Here is a 16283-nt window from a genome sequence, read left to right as displayed (position 1 = left end):
TGACCGGGGCAACCATGGGCAACGCTGATGAACTGCTGGGCGCGGCATTTGAAGCGATGGGCATTGGCGCCTGCATCATTGCCGCGGATGGACGCCTGCTGCGGTTCAATTCGGCATTCTGCCGCATGCTCGGCCGAACGGCGCCGGAGTTGCAGGACCAGCCCTGGCAACTGGCCGCTCCGCCCGAGATCGCGGAGCAACCTGAAGAATTCCTGACCGCGGTCCTTTCCGGTACGCCGCAAGAAGTCGGCGAGTGGCGCCTGGGCTGCAAGAACGGTGGGTTCGTGATGGTCCAGGTCGACGCCAGGGTCATTTCCCCTGGCAATGGCAGTCGTTGTGCGCTGCTGACCTTTACCGACATCGAGGCGCGCATTGCCAGACAATATCAGCAGATGGCCGAGTTCGATCGCACCGATCAGGCACTGCGGCGTTCGGAGGAACGCTACCGGCAGGTGATCGAGAACGTGAGCATTGGCATCATCGTGGTGCAGGACGGCCGGTTTCGTTTCGCCAATCCGGCGGCGCTGGAAATTACCGGCTTTCGGCCCGATGAGATTGTCGGCCTGGAGTTCGTGCCGCTGATACACGAAGCCGATCGCGCCAAGGTGCTTGACCGTCACCAGCGTCGGCAACGTGGAGAGGAAATCGAGCCACGCTACGAATTTCGCATCGTTACACCCGGCGGAAGGATGGTTTGGGTGGAACTGGCGGCCGTGCTCATTGCCTGGGATGGTGCGCCGGCCACCCTGTCCTTCGTGTCCGACATCACCCGGCGCAAGGAGGCGGAGGAAGCACTGCGCCGCTCCGAGGCGCGCTACCGCAGCCTGATTGAAGGCGCTCCGGTGGGCATCGTCATCGTCCGCAGCAATCGCGTCTGCCTGGCCAATCCGCGTATCCTCGATATGGTGGGCTTCAGTCGCGAGGAAATGCTGACTTTGCCGAGCTTCCTCGAATGCGTGGAGCCGGCTGATCGAGAGTTGATGGCAGGTGTCGCGCGCCGGCATGTGCAGATGGGGTCCGGCTCGCAGCAGGTGGTGAGCTTCCGCCTGCGCAACAAGAGCAGCGAAACAGTCTGGGTCGAAGGCAGTACGGTGCGGGTGGAGTGGGAAGGATTGCCGGCGACGCTGGCCTTCATCCATGACATCACCCGGCAGCGACAACTCGAGGGCAATTTGCAGCGCGCGCTTGCAGAGCGCGAGACGATACTTGAGACGTCGGTGATGGGTATTGCCTTTCTCGACCCGAAAGGGCGCGTCCGCTGGGCAAACAGCGCCATGCAGCAGATATTTGCGCTGGATCGGGAATTGCCAATCGGAGAGTCGCTGGAAGCGTATTACCCGTCACGCGAGGAGTATCTGCGCATCGGCGCCGAGGTTTCTGCCGCGGTCCGCGACGGACGGGCCTTTGACGGCGAATTGCAGATGCGCAGAGCCGATGGTGCGTTGTTCTGGGTTCACCTGTCCGGTCGCGCTGTCAATCAGCACGATATGGGACAGGGTACGGTCTGGGTGGTGCTCGATATCAATCGGCGCAAGAAGCTTGAGGCCGCGCTGCGCAGCAAAACCGCCGAGCAGGATGCGATTCTGCAGAGCACCCAGATCGGCATTACCCTGTCGGTCGATCGACATCATCAGTGGGTCAATCGCACCTTTGCCGAGATGATGGGTTTCAGCGACAAGGAACTGCTCGGGGTGTCGAGCCGCATCCATTTTCCCGACGAAGCTTCCTGGAAGAAAGTCGGCGCGGAAGCCTACCCGGTGCTGGCGCGCGGCGAATCCTATGCCACCGAGTGCCAGATGCGGCGCAAGGACGGCGGACTGATCTGGATCCAGCTGTTCGGCACGACAGTTGACGTCAGGGACATGGCGCGCGGCACCATCTGGACGTTCGTCGATGTGACGAAGCGGCGCCAGGCGGAAGAAGACATCCGTCGTGCCCTGGCGCAGCAGGTGGAACTAAGTGAGCTGAAGAATCAGTTCGTTTCAATGACCTCGCATGAATTCCGTACACCGCTGGCCACCATCCTTTCCTCCGCGCAACTGTTGCGTTACTACAGTGAGCGCTTGCCCGCCGAGGAAAAGCTCGAAATGCTCGGCGGTATCGAGAGCGCGGTGGCACGCATGACGAAGATGCTGGATGCGGTCCTCATGATCGGCCGTGCCGATTCCGGCAATCTCGAGTTCGCGCCAGTCCCTTGCAAACTTAATGCGCTATGCCTTGCGCTGGCCACCGAAGCGGCGCGGGCGGCGAATGCCGATGGTTCAGCGGCTCAGCGTCTTGATACGCGATTCTCGCCCGCCGAGATGGAGCTGATGCTGGATGAGAAACTGTTGCGGCACATTCTGGGCAACCTGATTGGCAACGCATTCAAATACTCGCCGGCGGATGGCCGGGTCTGCCTTGAGGTTTTCGGCGATGGCGGGGATATTGTGCTCATCGTTGCCGACCGGGGCATCGGCATTCCGGCCGAAGACATGCCGCGATTGTTCGAGACCTTCCATCGCGCGGGGAATGTGAGGAATATTTCCGGGACCGGGCTTGGCTTGGCGATCGTCAAGCGGGCGGTGGAATTGCATGGCGGAACCATGGAAGTCGAGAGCATGGTCGGCGAGGGAACGCGGTTTTCCGTGCGCCTGCCGCGTGTGGAGGTTTGAAATGGCAAACATCCCGGTCATCGAGGGTGAAGCCCGATTCGCGACACGCCGTATCGCCTCCTTCGCCTGGAGGGGTATGCGGTGATTGAGGTGGAAAACGGTCGGCACGGTCGCCGACAGGATGCCGACGAGTCACCAGTTTTTTCAATTTGCCACTGCTGGCGGCGCTGATTCGCCGCCGTTTGGGAGACCCGAAATGACCCAGCGACGCTACCGGATTCTGGTAATCGATGATGAGGCCGCCGTGCGTGAGAACGTCGTGCGCTTCCTGAAGCTCGAGGGCTACCTGCCGAGCGAGGCGGAAGATGGCGAGAGCGGAATACAGGCTGCATTGCGCTCGCCGCCCGACCTGGTCCTGTGCGACCTGATGATGCCGGGCATTGACGGTTTCGGCGTTCTCGCCCGGCTGCGCGCCGAGCCCGCGACGGCAGGCGTGCCCCTGGTATTCCTTACCGCCAGCGCCGACATGGAAGACGCGCGTGTCGGTTTTCTGCTGGGCGCCAACGAATACGTCACCAAGCCTTTCAGTCTGGCGGTGCTGGGCGCCATCGTCGAGCAGAAGCTGGCGGCGGGCAAGGGACAGGGATGAGATCGTGAGCGCCGAACGAGTGAGAATAGTCATTGCCGAAGACGAGGATGCAATTCGCGAGAACCTGGCGCGGATGCTCAAGATAGAAGGCTTCGATGTCGCTGCCGCAGCCAATGGCAAGGAGGCACTGGCACTGGTACGGGAGCATTTGCCGGCACTGATCCTGTCGGATGTGATGATGCCGGTGCTGGATGGCCACGGCCTGCTGCAGGCAGTGCGCGACGATCCGCTGACGTCTTCGATTCCTTTCGTGTTCCTCACCGCACGGGCGGATCGCAGCGATTTGCGCAAGGGCATGAACCTCGGTGCCGACGATTATCTGGTCAAGCCTTTCCAGCGCGATGAACTGCTCGCCGCCGTGCATGCCCGCCTGGCGAGGCGTGCCACGGAAGGCCAGGCGGCGCAGCGGCTGCAGGCCGAGGCGCAGCGCCTGGTCCATTTCGATGCGCTGACCAACCTGCCGAATCGCAGGCTGATGCTCGAGCGCGTGCGGGCCGCCAGCCATCAGGCGCAGCGCAGCAATTCGCGTCTGGCGCTGATCATGCTTGGTCTCGACGGGCTCAGCCAGGTCAATGATTCGCTCGGCCATGAAATCGGCGACGCGGTATTGCGTCAGGTTGCCGATCGGCTGTTTCGCAAGGTCAATCAGGCCGTGTTTGTCAGTGAATTCGACGGCGTCGGGCGCGTCTCCGGCGACCAGTTCGCGATACTGCTGGAAGGCTTTGGCGACGATGCCTACCTCGATGCGCTATGCCGCGAGCTGCTGGAGACGGTGGAACGCCCATACCAGACCGAAGAGCACCAGCTGTTTCTCAAGGCCTGTGCCGGTGTCGCGCTGTTCGAGCCCGGCAGTGCGCCCGAGGACCTGCTGCGCAATGCCGATGCGGCCCTGCACCAGGCACAGGAGGGCGGACCGGGAAGCCTGAGTTTCTTTTCAGCCGAAATGAACGATCGCGCGACTCGGCGCCTGCGCCTGCACAACGAACTGCACAAGGTACTGGAGCGCGGGGAACTCAGTCTGCACTATCAGGCGCAAGTCGATATTGCCAGCCGTCGTGTCATCGGCTTCGAGGCGCTGATGCGCTGGCAGCACCCCGAGCTTGGATTCGTCTCGCCGGTGGAATTCATTCCCATTGCCGAGGAGAGCGGAGTCATTGTGGACATGGGCGCCTGGGCGCTGCGGGAAGCCTGCCATCAGGCGAAGGCATGGCGGGACGCCGGCCACGGCCCCTTGCGCATGGCGGTCAATCTTTCGGCGCGCCAGTTTGCCGACGACCAACTTCTCGATACGGTGAATGCGGCGCTCGCCGAGTCCGGATTGCCTCCGGGATCGCTCGAGCTGGAGATCACGGAGAGCATCGCCATGCAGGGTCTTGAGCGCACCGTGACGATGTTGACCGCGCTGAAGAAGCTCGGCATCGCATTGGCCATGGACGATTTCGGTACCGGTTATTCCTCGCTGTCCTATCTCAAGCGCTTTCCGCTCGATGCCTTGAAGGTGGACCAGTCTTTCGTGCGCAACATAACCACCGACTCGGGCGACGCGGCGATCACGCGCGCCGTGGTGGCGATGGCCCACAGCTTCGACATGATTGTCATTGCCGAGGGTGTCGAGACGCTTCAGCATCTCGAATTCCTCGCCGGCCTCGGTTGCGAGGACGCCCAGGGCTACTTGTTCAGCAAACCTCTGCCAGCGGCCGATGCGGGAGCCTATCTGTCCCGCATGGCTGCCTGACCGTGCGGTAGCGCTGTCCGGGATAGCAGGGCGCGCGGCTTACTTGAACAGGCCCTTGACGGCAGCGCCTGCCTTGTCGAGGGCCTCGCCCGTCGATTTCATCAGCCGGTCGAAGCTTACCGCGCCCGTCAGTTTGGCTTTCAGCGCACCGGCCACTTCCTGCCCCAGTTCGCCGGCGGTGATGCCGCCCTTGGCCTTGCCGAGATTCTTCAGGGTGATGTCAGGCAAGGGCACGTTGACCGTCTTGCCGTTCATGAAGGCCGCACTGGCCTGGGCCCTGGCGTCGCGGATGGTGAGTTCTTCGACAATGAGTTTCTTGCCTTTGTCGTCCTTCTTGCCGTCGGTGGGGCCGAGGTAGCTTGCAATGTTCTTCTGGATCGCATCGAAGTTGGTCATCGCATCGCCCTTTTCGTAAATCACATCGGGCGCGTTGATGGCAATACGACGGATCACGACGACATCTCGGGCAACCGAAGCGATGTCGATGTCGACGTCGATCTGGCCCACCTTCATTGCGTAGGCCGTCTTGAAGCCTGCCGGATTGCCGATCTGGATGTTGCTGATCGTGCCCTTGCCGTCGGCGGGGGCAATCCTTACCGCGTCGACGCTGACCGTTGCTTGCGTCATCGCACTGCCGTAGCTGGCTATCGCGGCTTTAATCAGGCCGTCGATGTTGCCGGAAAGCCAGAACACTCCGGCAGCGACGATGACGGCGAGAACCAGCAGAACGGCGGCAAGCTTTTTCATGGTGTTTTCCCTAGAAGGTGCAGCGTGGCTTGGAACAATGGATGGTCGGGCTCGCCCAGCGCCTCGACACTGGCCAGATGATGACGGCCTGGGAGGGGCAGGTCGCGGTGGAAGCACTGTGGCCAGGCTTGACGGATCAGTCGGTTCTGGCGCCGGAACTCGCCGCTCTCGTCGCCGCCGACGGCGGTGATCAAGGGAGTGGCGAGTCCGGGTTGGTAACGAACGGGACTGACCCGTTGCGCGGTTTCGTCGTCGAGCTTGAGATCAGCCCGCAGGAAGGGGGCGCGTACCAGCGGTTGCAGGTCATAGATGCCGGATATGCAGACCGCGCCGCTCAGCAGGTCTGGCGGAAGGTCACGCGCCCACGCCGGCCAGTCGGCGGCCAGCATCATGGCGGCGAGATGGGCTCCGGCGGAATGCCCGGCGACCACGATGCGTTGCGCATCAATGCCTAGTTGCGGCACCGTGCGATACAACCACGCCATGGCACGCAGCATCTGCTGCACCATGCTTTCGATCGACGCGGCAGGGGCCAGGTCGTAGTTGGGCATCGCCACGGCAACGCCTGCGCGCACGAAGGCCGGCGCGAGAAAGGAGAAATCCTGCTTGTCGAGGGAGCGCCAGTAGCCGCCATGGATAAACACCAGCAGTGGCGCGTTGCGGGCGGCGGCGGGGTAGAGGTCGAGGGATTCGGCCGGCGATGGACCGAAATGATAGTCGGTCTCGCAACGCAGTTGATCGCGGGCAGCGCGCGACTCGGCACGCCACCGCTCGAATATCCGCGGATGCTCGGGTATTGCAGCGCGGGCGTTGTATTCCCGGTCAAGTTGTTCGGGGGTAAGCATGCACTGGGCTCAGGTCAGTCTTGTTCGATCCATTCCGGCCACCATAGAATAGCGCCATCAGGAACAGGAAGGAACAGCGGCCATGCAATATGCGACGCTCGGCCGGAGCGATCTCAAGGTTTCGCGCGTCTGCCTCGGTACCATGACGTTCGGTACCCAGAACAGCGAGGCCGATGCCCATCGGCAACTCGATTTCGCGCTTGCGCGGGACGTCAATTTCATCGATACCGCCGAGATGTATTCGGTGCCACCCAATGCCGAAAGCTACGGCAAGACGGAAACCTATATCGGCACCTGGCTGAAACGTCAGGCGCGCGACAGGATCGTTCTCGCCACCAAGATCAGCGGCCCCGGGCGCGGCATGAAGTGGATCAGGAACGGTGAACTGGCGTTCAATCGCAAGAACATCCGCGCCGCGATCGAAGGCTCGCTCCGGCGCCTGCAAACCGACTATGTGGACCTGTACCAGTTGCATTGGCCGGATCGCAATACGCCACTTTTCGGGCAGTACCAGTTCGATCCGGAAAAGGAACGCGACTTCGTGCCCCTGGCCGAAACGCTGGAGGCTTTGGCGGAACTGGTCAAGGAAGGCCGGGTGCGCTGCATCGGCTTGTCCAACGAGACGCCGTGGGGTGTGATGCAATTCGTGCGGTTGGCGGAGGAACGCAATCTGCCGCGTGTGGTGTCGGTGCAGAACGCGTACAGCCTGCTCAACCGGACCTGGGAAACGGGTCTGGCGGAAATCGGCTTTCGGGAGAATGTCGGCCTGCTCGCATATTCGCCGCTGGCCTTCGGTTTGCTGTCGGGAAAATATCTTGCGGACGCTCAGACAAGCGGACGCGTGACCCTGTTTCCGGGATTTGGTCAGCGCTACTCGAAGATCAATGTGCTGCCGGCGGTGGCGGCATATGCCGATCTGGCACGGCGGCACGGAATCAGCTTGACGCGCCTTGCCCTTGCCTTCGTCGCTTCACGGCCCTTTGTCGACAGCACGATCATCGGCGCCACCACGATGGAGCAATTGCACGAGGATATCGACGGCTGTACCGGCACCTTGCCTGAGGAGGTCGTGAACGAGATCGAAGCACTGCACTTGCGGTACTTCAATCCCGCACCCTGATCTCCGGGCTGCCGCAGGATCAGGAGGTTCTATCGAGCAGGCGCCGGTCGGGTATTTTGCGCGGCTGCGGTTTCCGCCGTCTTTGCTTCCTGGGCCGGCTTGGCGGCTTCGCCGCCAGTCGCCGGCCGTGCGGATTCGGCGGCGCCCTCGGCGGATTCCAGTGGTCGACCTGTTCCGGGAGGTGGCTTCATCGGGAAATCCGGTTTGATTTCCTCGATCTTGTTTTCGCGCATGTAGCCATCCATGTCCCGCCAGCCGGCATAAATGGCTGCTTTCGGAAATCTGCGATTGATCTGGTAGCAGTCTTCCAGGGCGCGACCGGTCTGCCGGCAACCTCCGCCAATGGCCTTGCCCTCGGCTTCTTCGCGGGCTTTCTCCGCGGCCGGGTCTTCGAAGCCGAGCTGTTCACAGCCGGCGAGGAAGGGCGCCAGAAGAATCAGGATCAGACCGTAGCTTAGTTTCATATTCATGGTGGGCGATGAATGCGGAACAGATTGTACGGCAGAACTTCCCTGAATCTTGAGTGACTTGGCGCCGCCTATTTTTTCCCGGAAACCCTTGAGGCGCTTGTTTTCAGGATGGCGAGCAAGTCATAGAGCTGGTTGCGCTGTTTCTCGTCCATTCCGCCGAAGAGCTCAACTATCCATTTTTCGTGGGCTTCGGCCATTTTGCGGAAGCTGCGACGGCCCTCCGGGGTGAGCTTCACGATATAGGCACGTCTGTCTCGCGGGCTGTCTTCGCGGATCACCAGCCCTTCGGCAACCAGTTGATCGGTAATCCCGGTCACGTTGCCACCGGTAACCATCATGCGCTTGGACAGCTCGCCCATCTTGAGGCCCTGCGGCGAGCGCTCAAGCTGGGCCATCAGATCGAAGCGCGGCAGGGTGATGTCGAACTCGGCGCGCAGGCGCGAACGGATGTGGTTCTCGATCAGGTTGGTACAAGCCAGGGTGCGGAGCCACAGTCGGAGGTCGGGTGCATGTTCGGACGTGGCGCGTGTTTCGGTGTCGGAAGCGGCAGGAACGGATTTCTTGGACATGTGGGTGAGGCTCGGGTTTGTGAAGGCCAGTGGAATAATCGATGCCTAAAGTATCAAAAATAGGCGATTTCCGCAACAAGTATGACTTGGTCATGTCTTCGAAAAGTACGCCGAATTCAGGCGAAATCGGGATTCAGGACTGCTCGCAACACGGTTTGCGTCTCGTCGTTGCGCACGCGGCTGGAAAACCACCAGACGCCGCCTTTCTTGATCGACCAGTCAGCCTCATCGCCGCCGAGCAGCAAGGCTGCAACGCGCCCCAGCGTCGGCTGGTGTCCGATGATCAGCACCGCGCCGCCCTGGTGAGGCCAGCCGGCGACCGTCAGCACCTCCGATACCGAGGCGCCGATGCCCAGTTTCGGCTCGATCTCGTAGGGCAGTTCCAGGGCGTGGGCTGTCTGTTGGGTACGGTCGGCGGGGCTGACGAGAATCTTCCGTTTGCGCGGCAAATGTTCGCGCAACCAGCGGGCGACCTGTTTTGCCTGCTTCTCGCCGCGCGCTGTCAGGCGGCGCTTGTGGTCGGGCATCGTGCCTTCGCCCTCTTCGGCCTCGGCGTGGCGCCAGAGTATCAAGTCCATGTTCGCTGCACCTTTGTGGGAGGGGGAGGCAAGGCTAAGTCGGGGGTGTGACATCGCCATTACGCCGGCTTGTGGCTGAGTTTCGGCAGCCGCAGTTGCGGCAGGCGGATCAGTTCGTGCGATACGCTGGCGAGCAGGCTGGCGTAATGGGGGCCATGCCAGCCGCCGATCAGCGTCACCGCTTCGCGCAGCCGGGGGTCGTCGCCGGCGCAGTCCATGAGCAGGGCGCCGGCATTGGTCAGGTCGTTCAACTGGCCCAGTGTGTCCTGCAGGGCTGAGAGTTCCTTCAGTTCATTGTTTACGGCGGTCCCTCGCATCAGCGGCGAAAAGAATTCCAGCGCATAGCGCAGGCGCTTGACGCCGATTCGCAGGGCGTGCAGCGACGCAGGATCGCCAATACTTGCTGCCAGGGCCAGTCGTCGCATCTTCCTGTGCAGGCGTTTCAGTCGCCTGAAGGCGAAGTCTTGCAGGGTGCGTCGTGTCGGGCCATCAGCCGGCCCGGCGTGCAGCGACTCTAGCGCGGTCAGTAGCATGCGCCCATAGCCTGGCGCGGCGAGCATGGCAATCGCTTCCGCACGCGCCGCATAGCGGCGGTTGGTGATGTCGCTCGCCAGCGCAGGCAGGCGCGGCTCATTGGGCAGGGCGGCCAGAACCGGATTGGCAATTTCGGTGAGTAATACATCGAGGTCGCGCGCACGGCCCAGCTGTTTCATCAAGGACCACAGCGGTTCGCGCAGGGATTCGGCGACACCCCCGGGCAGCACCGGGTGGAAAAGGCGCAAGGCAGCGCGCAGCCTTCGCGTGGCGACGCGCATCTGGTGGATGTACTCGGGATCGTCGCTGGCCAGGGCACCGGGATGATTCCGCTGCAGATGTTCGAGGCAGGACATCGCAATGCGGCGAAAGGCATCCAGCGGCTCGATGGCGGCCGGCAACGCCACGGTTTCGGCTTTGCACGGCGTCGGCGGCGTCCCGAGATGCAGCCGGTAGCCGCGCTCTGCCTTGGACAATACCGATGGTGTCAGGGCTATCCGCTCGGCGAGCTGGGTGGCCAGACCGAAGATCGCATGCACTGGCGCACCCGCCAGCTCCAGTTCCACTTCGGAGATGGCTTCGCGACGCCCGTTGGCGATGATCCAGCCGCGGTCGAGGGTGAGCAGAACGGCCCCGTGATCTGCCGAAAAGCGCCAGCTGATGCGACGAAAGCGTGTTTCGCAGATGGGAATGATGCGTGCCAGCAGCTTGGGGCGTTGCAGCCATTCGCGCACGGAAACCGCATCGATGGCCGAGAAATCGAAATGGCCGCTGTAAGGGGTTTCCCATTCCGGTCGGCTGCTCAGGCCGCCCGCCGAGCTTCCGGCAAGCTTGACGGTCTGCAGCCAGTCGCGTCCCTTGCGGCGCAGGCGCAGTGCGATGCCGCGCTGTCGCAGCGAGAGGTCGGCCGTGTCGTAGTAGATGTTGTCCAGCGTGTCGACATGACGCGCCAAGGCCTGCTTCAGCAGCGGATGGCGCAGGAAGCGGGCCTGATGGTCTTCCGCGAGCGCCAGCTTGAGCTCGACTTCTTCAGCCATTTTCAGGGGTCAGGGATCAGGGATCAGGAATCGGACTATACCGGTACATCGCTCCGGTTTTTATTACAGATACCTGCTCTTTGTCACTCGTAGCGCAGCGCCTCGATGGGCAGCAGGCGCGATGCTTTCTTTGCCGGGTAGTATCCGAAAAATATGCCTATCGCACCGGCGAAGCCGGCGGCAAGCACGATCGAGCTGCCGGATAGTTCGGTGCGCCAGCCGGCAAGTTCGGCAATCGCCGTTGCCCCGCCGACGCCGAGCAGGATGCCGACGGCGCCGCCGATCAGGGACAGCGTGACCGCCTCGACCAGAAACTGGGTCAGGATGTCGCGGGAACGGGCACCGACGGCCATGCGCAGGCCGATTTCCCGCGTGCGCTCGGTGACCGAGACCAGCATGATGTTCATGATGCCGATGCCGCCGACCAGCAGGGATACCGAAGCAACTGCCGCCAGCAGCAGCGACATCACTTTCGACGAGGCTTCCTGCGCCTGGAGGATCTCCGACAGGTTGCGCACATAAAAGTCGTCGTCCTGGCCGCTTTGCAGGCGATGGCGCTGGCGCAGCAGCTCGCGCATGCGCGCTTCGGCTTCAGTCATGTTGGCGCCATCCTTCACCTTGACCATGATCGACCCCACGTTGCGGCCTGCGGCAAAACGACTGGAGCCGAGCACGCGCTTCCTGGCGGTGCTGATCGGCATCAGGATGATGTCATCCTGGTCCTGGCCCATCATGTTCTGGCCCTTGCGATCGAGCAGGCCGATGATCGTCAGCGGCACCTTGTTGATGCGCACCACCTGGTCGATCGGGCTGGCTTCGCCGAACAGGTTCTTCGCCACCGTCTGGCCGAGCAGGGCCACCTTGCCGGCGCCGTTGATTTCCGCCTGCTCGAACCTGCGGCCTTCGACCACTGCCCATTCGCGTACCTCCAGGTACTCGGGTGAGGTGCCATAGAAGACCGTCGACCAGTTGGTGTTGCTTACCACCACCTGTCCGGTACCGCGCAGCGACGGTGCGGCGGCCTGAATCTCGTCGATCTCGCGGTTCAGCGCATAGGCGTCGTCCTCGGTGATGGTCGGCTGCGAACCGCTGCCGCCACGGGCGCCGCCCGACGTCATCGAGCCGGAGAGCACCATGATGATGTTCGAGCCGAGGCTGCGGATCTGGTCTTCCACGCGTGCCTGGGCGCCATTGCCGACGGCGATCATGACGATCACGGCGGCGACGCCGATGATGATGCCGAGCATGGTCAGCGCCGAGCGCAGCTTGTTGATGCGCAGGGCGAGCAGGGCGATGCGCAGGGTGGCGGCGAAGTTCATAGTGCCGCCGCCGCGTCCTTGGGCGCGTTGGCGCGGTCCTCGACCACCTTGCCGTCGCGAAAGGAAATGATGCGCCCGGCGAAATCGGCGATGTCGTGTTCGTGGGTCACCAGCACGATGGTGATGCCCTCGCGGTTGAGCTGCTGCAACAGCGCCATGATCTCGATGCTGGTGCGCGAATCCAGCGCGCCGGTGGGTTCGTCCGCGAGTACCAGTTGCGGGTCATTCACCAGCGCGCGGGCGATGGCGACGCGCTGCTGCTGGCCGCCGGACAACTGCGAGGGATGATGGTCCATGCGTTCCGCCAGCCCGATCTGGGTCAGGCGGCGTTCCGCTCGCGGGTAGCGCTCGGATGCCGGCACCTCGCCATAGAGCAGCGGCAGCGCCACGTTGTCGAGCGCCGTGGTGCGCGCCAGCAGGTTGAAATGCTGGAAGACGAAGCCGAGCCTGCGATTGCGTACCGCCGCCAGTTCGTCGCCCGACAGCGCCGAGACTTCCTGGCCGCCGAGCCAGTAGCTGCCTGCGCTCGGATGATCGAGGCAGCCGAGCAGGTTCATGAAGGTGGATTTGCCGGACCCCGAGGGTCCCATGACGGCGACAAACTCGCCGGCCGCGATGTCGAGCGTTACGCCGCGCAGGGCGGCAACCACATTGCTGCCCATGATGTAATCCTTGGCCAGTCCCTCGACCCGGATCAGCGGCTCGCTCACGGCGATGATTCCCCTAGAACAGGCGCGGACCGGGCATGCCGGAAGCCTTCGCCACGGCCTGCTGTCCGACGATGACATCCTGGCCATCCTTGATGTCGCCGGAAACAATTTCGGTCATGCTGCCGTCGGTGAGGCCGAGGCGCACATCGACGCCCTTCGCCTTGCCGTCCTCACCGATGATCCATACCTTCCCGCTGCCGCCGCCGAGCCCGGAGCGCGTGGCCTGGGCCTCGCTGGCCAGCTCGTCGTAGCGCTTCTTCTGTTCCGGCGTGAGGATTGCCGAAATCTTCTCGCGAATCTCGGCGCGATTGCGTTCCTGGGCCCTGGATTTTTCTGCTTCCGGCAGGTCGCGTGTCGCCCGGAACTTGTCGCGCATGCCGGCAAAGATGGCGTCGACCTTGCCCTGCTGGTCGGCATCGAGCTTGAGTTCGGCAACCAGCCGCTCGCGCAACTGGCTGAAGCCGCCACCGCCCGAGCCGCTGCCGGAAGTCGGCGCTGGGGACACGGCGGCCGGCGTCGTCGCGGCCGGTTTTTTCTCGTCGCCGGTGCCGGCGGGACGGAAACGCAGCGCCGCGTTGGGTACCTTCAGCGTCTTGTCCTTCTGCGCGGTGATGATGCGCACATTGGCCGTCATCCCCGGCAGCAAGGTGAGATCGGGGTTTGCCGCCGAGATGACCACGGTATAAGTGACGACATTCGACACCACGGTTGCAGCCTTGCGCACCTGCCGCACCTCGCCCTCGAAATGGCGGCCGGCGAAGGCGTCCACCGTGAAGCTGGCCTTTTGTCCGAGCCTGACCCGGCCTACGTCCGCCTCGTCGATCGAGGTTTCGACCTGCATGTCGGTGAGGTTCTTGGCAATGACGAACAGTTCCGGCGCCTGCAGGCTTGCGGCCACCGTTTGTCCCGGCTCGATGCTGCGCTTGACCACGATGCCGTCTACCGGCGCGGTGATCGACGTGCGTTGCAGATCGACGCGGGCGGCTGCCAATTGGGCTTCGCGCTGGCGCACGACGGCTTCGCCGTTGCGTACCTGCGCTTCGGCCGAGGCGAGGGCGGCGCGTGCGGCATCCAGGGTGTTTTGCGCGGTGTCGCGTTCGGCCGGGGAGATGAAGTTTTTTTCCACCAGTGTCTTCTTGCGCTCGTAGTCGCGCTGGGCGTTGGATAAATTGGCGCGGGCGCGGGACACTTCCGCCTGCTGCACGCCCTGACCGGCGCGTGCCGCATCTACGTCGGCTTCCGCCTGCCGCACACGGTGCTGATAGGTTTCCGGGTCGAGTCGCGCGATCAATTGGCCGGACTTCACCGGCGAGTTGAAGTCGACCAGGATTTCCTTGATCTGCCCCGAGACCTGCGACCCGACCTGCACCGATACCACGGGGTTCAGGGTGCCGGTGGCGGAAACGACGGCGGTAAGCGGGCCGCTTTCGGCCTTGGCCAGCTTGAACTTCGGCGCGTCGCCGGCGGTACCGAAATTGCGCCAGGCCGCGTAGCCACCGGCGGCAAGAATGATCAGGGCCAGCAAAGCCAGCCCGAGGCGGGAGGACGTTTTCATGGAAGTAATTCTAGACGATCCCTTCCATGAGGCTTGTAACCGGGTGTTACGCGATGCCGGGATTGTCCTTCATCCCCGTCAGCCTGGGCTGGTTCAGTTTGCGCGGCGTGATGGTCTTCTTGTCGCGCAGGTAGCGCGCCACGACATCCCACACCGGCTCGCCCTTGGCGCCCTCCGCCACCGGGGCCCAGCCGGCGACCTTGTATTTCCTGCCTGCGTCGAGCGGCTTGCCATTCAGGCGCATGTCGGTGATGCGGCTGCCCATTTTTGCGTCGGGGGCGCAGGTGTATTGCAGTCCGCCGACGCGCACCATGTCGCCGCCCTGCTGGTAATAGGGATCGGGATTGAACAGGTTGTCGCCGACATCTTCGAGAATGGTCTTGATCTGTTCGCCGCTCATTTCTGTCAGCGTCGCGCTCGGGTAGGTGATCGCGGTCTGGTCCATCAGGTGTTCGAAGGTGATCGCCTGGCCCGGCAGAATGGTGGTGCCCCAGCGGAAGCCGGGCGAGAAGCCGATGTCGGCGCCCTGCACTTCCATGATGGCGTCGAGAATCAGCTGGTCCCAACTGCCGTTGAAGTTGCCGCGCCGGTAAAGCAGGCCTTCGGAGACGGCCAGTTTCTCGCCCAGCTTGTCCCGGTATGGGGCACGGACCTTGTCGATCAGCGCAGCCATCTCCGCGTCGGCCGGCAGCAGCTTGGAAAACACCGGCAGCAGCTTGTAGCGGAAATCGGAAATTTTTCCGTTCCTGACATCGAAATCGAGCACGCCGAGGAACTTGCCGTTCGAGCCGGCGTTGGTGACCAGGGTCTGCCCGCTATTGTTCCTCACGATCACGGGCTGCGGCACGCCGTCATGGGTATGGCCGCCCATGATGGCGTCAATGCCGGTGACACGGCTGGCCATCTTGAGGTCCACATCCATGCCGTTGTGCGAGAGCACGACGACGACCTGCGCGCCCTTGGCGCGGGCCTCGTCGACCGTCTTCTGCATGTTGTCGTCCTGGATGCCGAAGGTCCAGTCCGGCATCATCCAGCGCGGGTTGGCGATGGGCGTGTAGGGAAAGGCCTGGCCGATCACGGCAACTTTGACACCGTTCATGTCGCGCATGCTGTACGGGGCGAACACCGGGTCGCCGAAGTCGCTGGTCTTGATATTCTGCGCGACGAAATCGACCTTTCCCTTGAAATCCTTTTCAACGATCTCCAGTACCCGCTTGTGACCCAGCGTGAACTCCCAGTGGCCGGCCATGACATCCACGCCGAGCAGCTTGCAGGCGTCGACCATGTCCTGGCCATTGGTCCACAAGGCGGTCGCGGAACCCTGCCAGGTATCGCCGCCATCGAGCAGCAGCGCATTCGGACGTTCGGCGCGCAGGCGCTTGACCAGCGTGGCGAGATGCGCAAAGCCGCCAACCTTGCCGTAAGTCTTTGCGGCATTTTCGAAGTTCAGGTAGGTGAAGGCATGGGCTTCGATGCTGCCGGGCTTGATGCCGAAGGCTTTGAGCAGATGCTCTCCGACCAGGTGGGGAGTCTTGCCCAGTGCGCCGCCGATACCGAGGTTGACGCTCGGTTCGCGGAAATGGATGGGCAACAGCTGGGCGTGGCAATCGGTGAAATGCAGCAGATGGACATTGCCGAATTTCTTCAGTTCGTAAAGGCTGTCGCCCTTGCCGGCGGCCCATACCGAGCGTGCATCGAGGGCAAACCCGGCGGCGGAAGCCGCGGCCAGGATTTGCAGGAATTCGCGGCGATTCATCGACGACATGACAGGTTCCTCAAGATGATTCCATCAGGGGACGCCGGGCCGCGAAGCGGAAACCC

At 63.0% G+C, this 16283-nt stretch carries 14 protein-coding genes; 4 read left to right on the top strand and 10 right to left on the bottom strand.

Translation table 11 applies throughout. The features are described 5' to 3' along the window. The first annotated feature begins 14 nt into the window (after positions 1-14). From SUTH_RS13655 to SUTH_RS13645, 3 genes are all read left to right on the top strand, one after another. Positions 15-2654: a sensor histidine kinase gene (locus SUTH_RS13655; protein WP_041099989.1), complete on the top strand. Its 2640-nt coding sequence runs from the start codon at positions 15-17 to the stop codon at positions 2652-2654. A 196-nt stretch (positions 2655-2850) separates the two neighbouring features. Beyond that, positions 2851-3243: a response regulator transcription factor gene (locus SUTH_RS13650; protein WP_041099987.1), complete on the top strand. Its 393-nt coding sequence runs from the start codon at positions 2851-2853 to the stop codon at positions 3241-3243. Between the two features lie 4 nt (positions 3244-3247). Beyond that, the gene (locus SUTH_RS13645; RefSeq protein WP_171817371.1) at positions 3248-4978 is read left to right on the top strand and encodes a putative bifunctional diguanylate cyclase/phosphodiesterase; all 1731 of its coding nucleotides are present in this window, start codon (positions 3248-3250) and stop codon (positions 4976-4978) included. Positions 4979-5017: 39 nt separating this feature from the next. Here the strand turns inward: SUTH_RS13645 and SUTH_RS13640 are convergent, their stop codons facing one another. After that, positions 5018-5725 carry an AsmA family protein gene (locus SUTH_RS13640; RefSeq protein WP_041099983.1) on the bottom strand — a complete coding sequence of 236 codons (708 nt, stop codon included), beginning with the start codon at positions 5723-5725 and terminating at the stop codon, positions 5018-5020. Continuing rightward, a complete protein-coding gene (locus SUTH_RS13635; protein ID WP_041099981.1) occupies positions 5722-6570 on the bottom strand; it encodes an alpha/beta hydrolase in 849 nt (282 codons plus the stop codon). The genes SUTH_RS13640 and SUTH_RS13635 overlap by 4 nt, the downstream gene beginning before the upstream one ends. Before the next feature lie 82 nt (positions 6571-6652). On the opposite strand from SUTH_RS13635, the gene SUTH_RS13630 reads away from it, so the two are divergent. Then, the gene (locus SUTH_RS13630) at positions 6653-7690 is read left to right on the top strand and encodes an NADP(H)-dependent aldo-keto reductase (RefSeq protein WP_041099979.1); all 1038 of its coding nucleotides are present in this window, start codon (positions 6653-6655) and stop codon (positions 7688-7690) included. 29 nt (positions 7691-7719) lie between these two features. On the opposite strand, the gene SUTH_RS13625 is transcribed toward SUTH_RS13630, so the two are convergent. From SUTH_RS13625 to soxB, 8 genes are all read right to left on the bottom strand, one after another. Further along, positions 7720-8160, bottom strand: coding sequence for a hypothetical protein (locus SUTH_RS13625; protein WP_070099348.1), 441 nt, complete (start codon positions 8158-8160; stop codon positions 7720-7722). 68 nt (positions 8161-8228) lie between these two features. Then, positions 8229-8729, bottom strand: coding sequence for a MarR family winged helix-turn-helix transcriptional regulator (locus SUTH_RS13620; protein ID WP_041099977.1), 501 nt, complete (start codon positions 8727-8729; stop codon positions 8229-8231). Between the two features lie 116 nt (positions 8730-8845). Then, complete coding sequence (locus SUTH_RS13615; RefSeq protein ID WP_041099975.1) at positions 8846-9307, bottom strand: SixA phosphatase family protein; 462 nt, start codon at positions 9305-9307, stop codon at positions 8846-8848. A 59-nt stretch (positions 9308-9366) separates the two neighbouring features. Further along, entirely contained in the window at positions 9367-10878 is a 1512-nt protein-coding gene (locus tag SUTH_RS13610; protein WP_041099973.1) for a CYTH and CHAD domain-containing protein, read from the bottom strand. A gap of 83 nt (positions 10879-10961) precedes the next feature. Beyond that, positions 10962-12197, bottom strand: a complete 1236-nt coding sequence (locus SUTH_RS13605) for an ABC transporter permease (protein WP_041099971.1) — start codon at positions 12195-12197, stop codon at positions 10962-10964. Continuing rightward, a complete protein-coding gene (locus SUTH_RS13600; RefSeq protein WP_041099969.1) occupies positions 12194-12907 on the bottom strand; it encodes an ABC transporter ATP-binding protein in 714 nt (237 codons plus the stop codon). Before SUTH_RS13600 ends, SUTH_RS13605 begins: the two co-directional genes overlap by 4 nt. A gap of 13 nt (positions 12908-12920) precedes the next feature. Beyond that, complete coding sequence (locus SUTH_RS13595) at positions 12921-14462, bottom strand: efflux RND transporter periplasmic adaptor subunit (protein WP_041099967.1); 1542 nt, start codon at positions 14460-14462, stop codon at positions 12921-12923. Positions 14463-14508: 46 nt separating this feature from the next. Then, positions 14509-16227, bottom strand: a complete 1719-nt coding sequence (soxB, locus tag SUTH_RS13590; protein ID WP_041099965.1) for a thiosulfohydrolase SoxB — start codon at positions 16225-16227, stop codon at positions 14509-14511. Between the last annotated feature and the right edge of the window lie 56 nt (positions 16228-16283).

The sequence above is a fragment of the Sulfuritalea hydrogenivorans sk43H genome, assembly GCF_000828635.1.
GTDB classification, from domain to species: domain Bacteria; phylum Pseudomonadota; class Gammaproteobacteria; order Burkholderiales; family Rhodocyclaceae; genus Sulfuritalea; species Sulfuritalea hydrogenivorans.
Note: the sequence above shows the minus strand (reverse complement) of the source record. Positions and strands in the feature narration are given on the sequence as shown.